Source organism: Mycobacterium innocens (genome assembly GCF_900566055.1).
Taxonomy (GTDB): Bacteria; Actinomycetota; Actinomycetes; order Mycobacteriales; family Mycobacteriaceae; genus Mycobacterium; species Mycobacterium innocens.
Genome location: NZ_UPHQ01000046.1, coordinates 20657 through 28949, shown reverse-complemented (window position 1 = coordinate 28949; position 8293 = coordinate 20657). Strand labels below are relative to the sequence as shown.

6 protein-coding genes and 1 pseudogene are annotated in these 8293 nt (G+C 66.1%); 2 read left to right on the top strand and 5 right to left on the bottom strand.

The annotated features are described in order from the left end of the window. Window positions 1-124: 124 nt before the first annotated feature. The 3 genes and pseudogenes from EET03_RS30705 to EET03_RS05670 form a co-directional block, all read right to left on the bottom strand. On the bottom strand, window positions 125-436 hold the full coding sequence (locus EET03_RS30705; protein ID WP_244232253.1) for a transposase: 312 nt from the start codon (window positions 434-436) through the stop codon (window positions 125-127). Next, a pseudogene (locus tag EET03_RS31210) lies at window positions 419-658 on the bottom strand (hypothetical protein); the annotation flags it as partial. The gene EET03_RS30705 and the pseudogene EET03_RS31210, both read right to left, overlap by 18 nt. A 208-nt stretch (window positions 659-866) precedes the next feature. After that, on the bottom strand, window positions 867-2114 hold the full coding sequence (locus tag EET03_RS05670; protein ID WP_075544222.1) for a PucR family transcriptional regulator: 1248 nt from the start codon (window positions 2112-2114) through the stop codon (window positions 867-869). 115 nt (window positions 2115-2229) lie between these two features. Between EET03_RS05670 and EET03_RS05665 the strand changes: the two genes are divergently transcribed. Beyond that, window positions 2230-3711, top strand: coding sequence for a flavin-containing monooxygenase (locus EET03_RS05665; protein WP_075544223.1), 1482 nt, complete (start codon window positions 2230-2232; stop codon window positions 3709-3711). Between the two features lie 14 nt (window positions 3712-3725). Then, complete coding sequence (locus EET03_RS05660) at window positions 3726-4628, top strand: alpha/beta hydrolase (protein WP_063468947.1); 903 nt, start codon at window positions 3726-3728, stop codon at window positions 4626-4628. Here EET03_RS05660 and secA read toward each other — a convergent pair. Both secA and hpf read right to left on the bottom strand, forming a co-directional pair. After that, entirely contained in the window at window positions 4625-7477 is a 2853-nt protein-coding gene (secA, locus tag EET03_RS05655) for a preprotein translocase subunit SecA (RefSeq protein ID WP_075544224.1), read from the bottom strand. The genes EET03_RS05660 and secA overlap by 4 nt on opposite strands. Before the next feature lie 96 nt (window positions 7478-7573). Further along, window positions 7574-8263 (bottom strand): ribosome hibernation-promoting factor, HPF/YfiA family, encoded by a 690-nt coding sequence (hpf, locus tag EET03_RS05650; protein WP_075544225.1) that lies wholly within the window; start codon window positions 8261-8263, stop codon window positions 7574-7576. Window positions 8264-8293 lie beyond the last annotated feature (30 nt).

Below are 8293 nucleotides of genomic sequence, written 5' to 3'. Positions count from 1 at the left end.
AGTCGTAGTCGTCGGCATGCTCACGGACCAATCGGACCGCCTTGGCCTTGGTGTTCTCGTCGTACTTGCTTGGCATCGTGCCATCCTTCCCAAGAAAGGAAGTGCGCACGAAACCCGGGACGATTCAAATGTTTCTACTCTTGTGACGTTTCCGTGGGTTCGCTGACCAGGAAGTTTGGGCGCAACGCAATGCCCGCAGGTGAGTGTTGGTGGCCTCGGACCGGGCGTTCGACAGCCCGTGGTCGAGGGTGTTGCAGATCAGGTCGCGGTGGCGGCGAATGCTGCGGGCCAGCGCGACGAACTCGGGGATACGCGAGTGCGACGCCCACGACAACCACCCGGCCAACAGCTGCCGCCCGTAGTTGCCTTTGATCCGAAAGACCTCGCGGAGTTGCTCTTTGAGCAGGTATGCCCGGTAGAGGGTGCCCGCCGCCACCGGGAAGGCCGCGAAGACGATGTTGTAACCGTTGAGGATCCAGGACAAGGCGCCGAGGTCATAGGTCGGGAAAGATCTCTGGATGTCCGGGAATGCGATGTTGACGATGGTCGAGTCAAGGAAAGCAAGGAAGGCGCCGAATGACGCGACCAACAGTACCGCGGCCGATGAGGGCTGACGGCGGCTGGTCAGCGGCGCAAAACCCTGGCGTTCTTTGGCCAGAAAGGATGTTCGGCACCTGCTTGTCGCCGGGAGCAGTGCGGTGGCGGGCAGGAGCCTTGTCGACCGGCGAACTCGATGTGGCGCTCATCGTCTGACCTCTCGCCAGGAAACCGCGCGGCCCGGGACCCACTGCATCGTAATCAGGAGCGCCGACGATCCAACGTCGTTTTGTCGATACGCTGCATCAGTCGACAGCTCTGACGACGGATCAGGGCCTGGCCAGGACCCGCGGGCCGATGTGGTGGGCGAGTTCGAGAGCGAGTTCGACGGCGAGCCGGCGCTCGCCGGGAGGGTGGCCAAGCAGTTCGGTCGCGCGCGCGACCCGCTGCAGGACCGTATTGCGGTGAGTATGCAGACGAATGCCGGCGCGCGGCGCGTTTTCGGCTTCGTCGAGGAACACCCGCAAGGTCTCACGCAACCGAGCCGCACCGGGGGTGTCCGCCGCGAGCGGGCCCAGTGTGGTGGCGACGAATTCGGCTGCCTGGTACTGGTTTTGGGCAGCCAACGCGGTGACTTCGAGGTCACGGTGGAACGCGATGCGCTCGCCGCCGGGGTGGCCGCTGAGCAGCCGCTGGATGACCAACGCGGCGGCGTGCGACCGGCGAAAGCCGGTGATTCCGGGTTGCGTGGGGCCCACCGCGACTCGGACGGTGGGATCCGCCGAGCCAATCGCGTCGCGTAACGCGTCCAGGGCAGGGGTTGCGTTGGTGCCCAGCCACGCCCACAAGGTCGCGGTTCCCGACGGCAGCGTCAGCGGCGGCCGCGCCCGGGCGGCTCGTGCCAGCAAAGTTGCGGCGGACTCCAATACGCCCTGGATTTCGCCGCGGGGTTCTGCCCACAGCACCAGCGCCGTGTGACGACGGTCGAGTTCGTACCCCAGGCGCTCACCGGCGCGGCGGCGATCGATCGGCGCACCGTCGAGGATCAAGCGGACCGTCTCGGTACGCCGTGCCATCGCGCCGCCGAGAAGTTCCTCGCGCTCGTGTTGCGCGTCGGCGATGACGCGGCCTATCACCTGGTCGACGTAGGAGAACATCAGCTGTGAGGTCACCTCCAGCAACTCCACGAGTTCCGGGCCGGGCGCGACGACTTGAGCGGCGTAGACCAGGAAACGCTGCCATGCGACGTTCTGTCCGCGCCGATACGCCTGGAAGATGACATCCAGGTCGATGCCGCGACGCACGACGGTGCGCACCACGTCCAGCGCCTCGGGTGGCACGTCGGCCGGTGCGCCCCTGCCGTCGCGTCGGGCAAGTGCGGTGAGCAGGCGCACGGCGTTGGCGCGGTTGCTCGCCGACATCTCGGCGGCTATCGCGGCATCGGCCCCCATCACGGGTGCGATCTCGACCACCGCGGCATCCATCTCGGCGACGATGTGATCGATGTCGTTCAGCATCAGGTCGGCAACGTCACCGATGAGCTCGACCACCGCCGGTGGTACCGATATCCCAGCCATTTTGTAAGTGTGCCATCGCACATATAAGTCTTGAAAGTAGCGACGGCTACACATAGTGTCCGACGGCTCGCGGCCATAGCGTGATTCGCATCGTCAACCGCGACAGGAGCCCTCTATGACCGCCAACACACACTTCGACGTGCTGATCGTGGGTGCCGGTATTTCCGGTATCGGCGCCGCATACCACCTCAAGACCTACCGGCCCGGCACCACGTTCGCGGTCCTGGAAGGTCGCGAGTCGATCGGCGGCACATGGAGTCTGTTCCAGTACCCCGGCATCCGGTCGGATTCCGACATGCCCAGCTTCGGCTACGGGTTCAAGCCGTGGACACACCGCAAAGCGATCGCCGACGGGCACATCATCATGGACTACCTGCGCCAGACCGTCACCGAGAACCGGCTCGGGGAGCACATCCGTTTCGGCTACCGGGTGCTCGATGCGCAGTTCTCCTCGCCGGAGGGGCTGTGGACGGTCACCGCACGCCATACGGGCAGCGACGAGACGGTGCAATTCAGCGCGCGATTCCTGTTTCTGGGCACCGGTTACTACGACTACGAAGCCGGCTTCACTCCCGAATTCCACGGCGTCGAGGATTTCGCCGGCCAGATCGTCCACCCTCAGCACTGGCCGCAGGATCTCGACTACACCGGCAAGCGCGTCGTGGTCATCGGCAGCGGCGCCACGGCCGTCACCCTGATCCCCTCGATGGCCGGCAAGGCCGCGCATATCACCATGCTGCAACGCTCGCCGAGCTACGTGTTCTCGATACCCGCCGAGGACGCGATCGCCAACGTGCTGAACAAGGTGGTCGGCCCCCGGCGCGCCCACCGGATCATCCGACGCAAGAACGTCATGCTCAACCGGGGGATTTACCAGGCATGCCAGCGCGCCCCCAAGTTGATGCGCAGGTTGCTGATCGCCAACGTGCGCCGGCAACTGCCCAAGGATTTCGACGTCGACACCCACTTCACGCCGCGTTACAGCCCGTGGGATCAGCGGCTGTGCATGGTGCCCGACGGCGACCTGTTCAAGGCGATCTCGGCCGGGCAGGCTTCGGTGGTCACCGACCGGATCGACCGGTTCACCGAGACCGGCATCCTGCTGGAATCGGGTCAGGAGTTGGCCGCAGACATCATCGTCACCGCGACCGGCCTCAACATGCTGCCGTTCGGAAAGGTGCACCTCGACGTCGACGGTCAACCGGTGAACCTGCCTGACACCACGGTCTACAAGTCGATGATGCTTAGCGGGGTGCCCAACCTCGTGTTCGCACTCGGCTACACCAACATCTCCTGGACGCTCAAGGTGGACCTGGTCTGCGAACACTTCTGCCGACTGCTCGACCACATGGACGCGCACGGCTACCACACCGTCGAACCGGTGCTGCGCGATCCGCACATGCAGCGGGTGCCGCTGCTGGACATGAGTTCCGGGTACGTCCAGCGCGCGATCGCGAAGTTCCCGCGCGGCGGCACCAGCGGTCCCTGGACGGTCCAGATGGCCTACGAGAAGGATGTCGAGCGGCTGCGCCGGGGTCCGGTGACGGATCCGGCCCTGGAGTTCTCCGTCCACCAGGCCGCCCGGCTTGCTTCGTGATCGGGCAGCACGACATGAAGAACCTCACCTTCCCCAGCCACGGCGTCAGCTGCGCCGCATGGCATATTCCGGCCCGCTCGGAGGCGATGACGGGCCCGGCCGGCCGGCCCGCCATCGTGATGGCGCACGGTTTCGCCGGCACCCGTGACACCGGCCTGCTCAACTACGCCGGGGCATTCGCCGACGCCGGCATCGACGCGCTGGTGTTCGACTATCGCGGCTTCGGCGACTCGGAAGGCAGTCCCCGCCAACATGTTTCGTTCCGGCGGCAACGCCAGGACTACCACGCGGCGATTGCGGCCGCCCGGCAGCTGCCCGGCGTGGACCCGGCCAGGATCGCGGTGTGGGGCACGTCGTATTCCGGGGGCCACGTCGTCGCGGTCGCCGCGCAGGACCCCCGCATCGCCGCAGCGGTGTCGATGACCCCGGCCACCGACGGACTGGCCGCCCTGGTGCAGCTGGTCCGTTACGCCGGCCCGGGTCAGCTGATGCGCACCGCCGCGCACGGCTTGCGTGACGGCGCCCGTGCCCTCACCAACCGTGCGCCGCACCGGATTCCGGTGGTGGCCCGACCCGGATCGGTCGCGATCATCAGCACCCCCGGCGCCGCGGAGGCATACACCTCGATGGCCGGACCGACCTGGCGAAACGAGGTGTGCGCGCGTACGGCGCTGGAGATCGGATTCAACCGGGCCACCGGTTTCGCGCGGCGGCTGCGGTCGCCGATCCTGGTGCAGCTGGGTACCAACGACCGGGTCGCACCCGCCGCCGCGGCCCGGCGCACCGCCAGGAAAGCGGGGCCGCTAGGGCAACTGCGCGAGTACCCGGTCGATCACTTCGACGTCTATGAAGGTCGTTGGCAGCGGCAGGCGCTGGCCGACCAGCTCGGCTTCCTGAAAAGCGCGCTGGCCCGCTAGCGCTTCTTCACCGATTTCGGCGGCTTGGGGCCGCGACCTTGCCGGCGCGCGGCTTCGCGCCGTTCCCGCCGGCTGGCGCCGGCCGGCACCCCGGCCGGCGTCTTCTGCGCGCCGCCCCCGTTGCGCTGCACCTGCGCCGAGCCGTCCTCGGACGGGCCGGAGTACGTCAGCGCGGGTGATTCATCCTCAATACCCTTGGCGCGCAACTTACTTGGAGCCTCCTCAGGCACCGCTGCGCCGCTGCCACGCTGCTGGGCGGCAGCCGCCGCCGCGGTGGCGAACTCCGCCAGGTCTTCTGGTTCTTCGACCGGAGCGACCTCGACCTGCGGCGCCGGGACCGCCTCCACCGTGACGTTGAACAGGAACCCGACCGATTCCTCCTTCATGCCTTCGAGCATGGCCATGAACATGTCGTAGCCCTCGCGCTGGTACTCCACCAGCGGGTCGCGCTGGGCCATCGCCCGCAGCCCGATGCCCTCTTTGAGGTAGTCCATCTCGTAGAGGTGCTCGCGCCACTTTCGGTCGATCACGTTGAGCAGCACGTTGCGCTCCAGCTGGCGCATCGCGCCCTCACCGGCAAGTTCCTCGAGTTCGGCTTCCCTTGCGGCGTAAGCACGTTCGGCATCGGCCCGCAGCGCTTCGAGCAACTCCTCGCGGGTGAGGTCGTCACGCTCGGAGTCGGTGTCATGACGGGTCAGCGACTCGTGGTCGATCCCGACCGGGTACAGCGTCTTGAGCGCCGTCCACAGCGCATCCAGGTCCCAATCCTCGGCGTAGCCTTCGGCGGTGGCGCCGTTGACGTAGGCGGTGATCACGTCGCGGACCATGTCCAACGCCTGCTCTTTGAGGTTCTCGCCCTCGAGGATCCGGCGCCGCTCGGCGTAGACCACCTTGCGCTGCTGGTTCATCACCTCGTCGTATTTGAGGACGTTCTTTCTGATCTCGAAGTTCTGCTGCTCGACCTGGGTCTGGGCGCTCTTGATGGCCCGGGTGACCATCTTGGCCTCGATGGGCACGTCGTCGGGCAGGTTCAGCCTCGTCAACAAGGCTTCCAGGGCCGCGCCGTTGAACCGGCGCATCAGCTCGTCGCCCAGCGACAGGTAGAAGCGGGACTCGCCCGGGTCGCCCTGCCGGCCGGAACGACCACGCAACTGGTTGTCGATGCGCCGGGACTCGTGGCGTTCGGTACCCAGCACGTAGAGACCGCCGGCCTCGATCACTTCGGCAGCCTCTTTGCCGGCCTCCTTCTTGACCTTGGGCAGTTCCTGGTGCCAGGCGGCCTCGTACTCATCGGGCGTCTCCACCGGATCCAGGCCGCGCTCGCGCAGCCGCTGGTCGGTGAGGAAGTCGACGTTGCCGCCCAGCACGATGTCGGTGCCACGGCCGGCCATGTTGGTGGCGACGGTGATGCCGCCGCGGCGGCCCGCGACGGCGACGATGCCCGCCTCCTGTTCGTGGTATTTGGCGTTGAGGACGTTGTGCGGAATGCGTCGCTTGGTGAATTGCCGCGACAGGTACTCGGAGCGCTCCACGCTGGTGGTGCCGATCAGCACCGGTTGGCCCTTTTCATAGCGCTCGGCGACGTCGTCGACCACGGCGACGTATTTGGCTTCCTCGGTCTTGTAGATGAGGTCGGAACAGTCGGTGCGGATCATCGGCTTGTTGGTCGGGATGGATGCCACTCCGAGCTTGTAGATCTCGTGCAGCTCGGCCGCCTCGGTCTGCGCGGTGCCGGTCATGCCGGCGAGCTTGTCGTAGAGCCGGAAGTAGTTCTGCAGCGTGATGGTGGCCAGCGTCTGGTTCTCGGCCTTGATCTCGACGTGCTCCTTGGCCTCGATGGCCTGATGCATGCCCTCGTTGTAGCGGCGCCCGTAGAGCACGCGGCCGGTGAACTCGTCGACGATGAGCACCTCGCCGTCGCGGACGATGTAGTCCTTGTCGCGGTTGAACAGCTCCTTGGCCTTCAGCGCGTTGTTGAGGTAGCTGACCAGCGGCGAGTTGGCGGCCTCGTAGAGGTTGTCGATGCCGAGCTGGTCTTCGACGAACTCCACGCCCTTCTCGTGCACACCGACGGTGCGTTTGCGCAGGTCGACCTCGTAGTGGGTGTCCTTTTCCATCAGCGGCGCCAGCCGGGCGAACTCGACGTACCAGTTCGAGGCGCCGTCGGCGGGACCGGAGATGATCAGCGGGGTGCGGGCCTCGTCGATCAGGATGGAGTCGACCTCGTCGACGATGGCGAAGTTGTGCCCGCGCTGCACCAGGTCGTCGAGCGAGTGGGCCATGTTGTCACGCAGGTAGTCGAAGCCGAACTCGTTGTTGGTGCCGTAGGTGATGTCGGCGTTGTAGGCCACCCGACGCTGGTCGGGGGTCATCTGGGCGAGGATGACGCCGACGTCCAGGCCCAGGAAACGGTGCACGCGACCCATCCACTCGCTGTCGCGTTTGGCCAGGTAGTCGTTGACGGTCACGATGTGCACGCCCTTGCCGGCCAGCGCGTTGAGGTAGGCGGGCAGCACGCAGGTCAGGGTCTTGCCTTCACCGGTCTTCATCTCGGCGACGTAGCCCAGGTGCAGGGCGGCCGCACCCATCACCTGGACGTCGAAGGGTCGCTGGTCGAGCACCCGCCAGGCGGCCTCGCGGGCGACGGCGAACGCTTCGGGTAGCAGGTCGTCGAGGGTTTCCGGGTTTTCCTCGTCGGCCAGGCGCCGCTTGAACTCGTCGGTCTTGGCTCTCAGCTCGGCGTCGGTGAGCTTCTCGACGTCGTCCGACAACGTGTTGACGTAGTCGGCCACCTTCCTGAGGCGCTTGACCATGCGACCTTCACCAAGGCGCAGCAACTTCGACAGCACAGCTATGTCCCTTGTGGGTAGGAGTCTTCTTCGATTAGGCGACTCCCATCGTAGGTGACGCCGTGGTATTGGCCGCCGATCCTCGAGCCAGCCGGATCAAGCCAGCCGGATCAAGCCATAGTCGTAGGCGTGCCGGCGGTAGACGACGGTGGGCCGCTCGGTCTGCTTGTCGAAGAACAAGAAGAAGTCGTGTCCGACAAGCTCCATCTCGTAGAGCGCGTCGTCCACCGACATCGGCTTGGCCGGGTGTTCCTTGACGCGGACGATGCGTCCCGGTTCGTGATCCAGTTCGGCGCCGTCATGCTCGTGTGGCTCGGCCGGCTCCGCGTCGAAGGCCCTTTCCGGTGGCGGGGCCGCCGCGGTGGCCTCGGCCAGCGACACGGGGGTCTTGTCGCCGTAGTGAACTTTGCGGCGGTCTTTGCTGCGGCGCAGCCGGTTCTCCAGTTTGCCGACGGCGGACTCGAGGGCGGCGTAGAAGCTGTCGGCGCAGGCCTCGCCGCGGACAACGGGTCCCCGGCCGCGAGCGGTTACCTCCACTCGCTGACAGGATTTGCGTTGGCGACGGTTGCGTTCATGGTCGAGTTCGACGTCGAACAGGTAGATGGTCCGGTCGAAACGTTCCAAGCGAGCGAGCTTCTGCGAAACGTAGATGCGGAAGTGGTCGGGAATCTCGACATTGCGGCCTTTGAACACAATCTCGGCGGTCGCTTGCGGTTCCGCCTGTTCATCGGTTTCGGCCGGCGCCTGATCCACAATCTGGTCGGAATCCACGGTGAGCCTTGACATTCGTGACAACTCGTTTCTCTTTTCACGTCG

Excerpts from the sequence above, each read along its gene's own strand:
- EET03_RS05670 (WP_075544222.1), bottom strand. The coding sequence starts at position 2,114 with ATGGCTGGGATATCGGTACCACCGGCGGTGGTCGAGCTCATCGGTGAC.
- hpf (WP_075544225.1), bottom strand. The coding sequence starts at position 8,263 with ATGTCAAGGCTCACCGTGGATTCCGACCAGATTGTGGATCAGGCGCCG.
- EET03_RS05665 (WP_075544223.1), top strand. The coding sequence starts at position 2,230 with ATGACCGCCAACACACACTTCGACGTGCTGATCGTGGGTGCCGGTATT.
- EET03_RS05660 (WP_063468947.1), top strand. The coding sequence starts at position 3,726 with ATGAAGAACCTCACCTTCCCCAGCCACGGCGTCAGCTGCGCCGCATGG.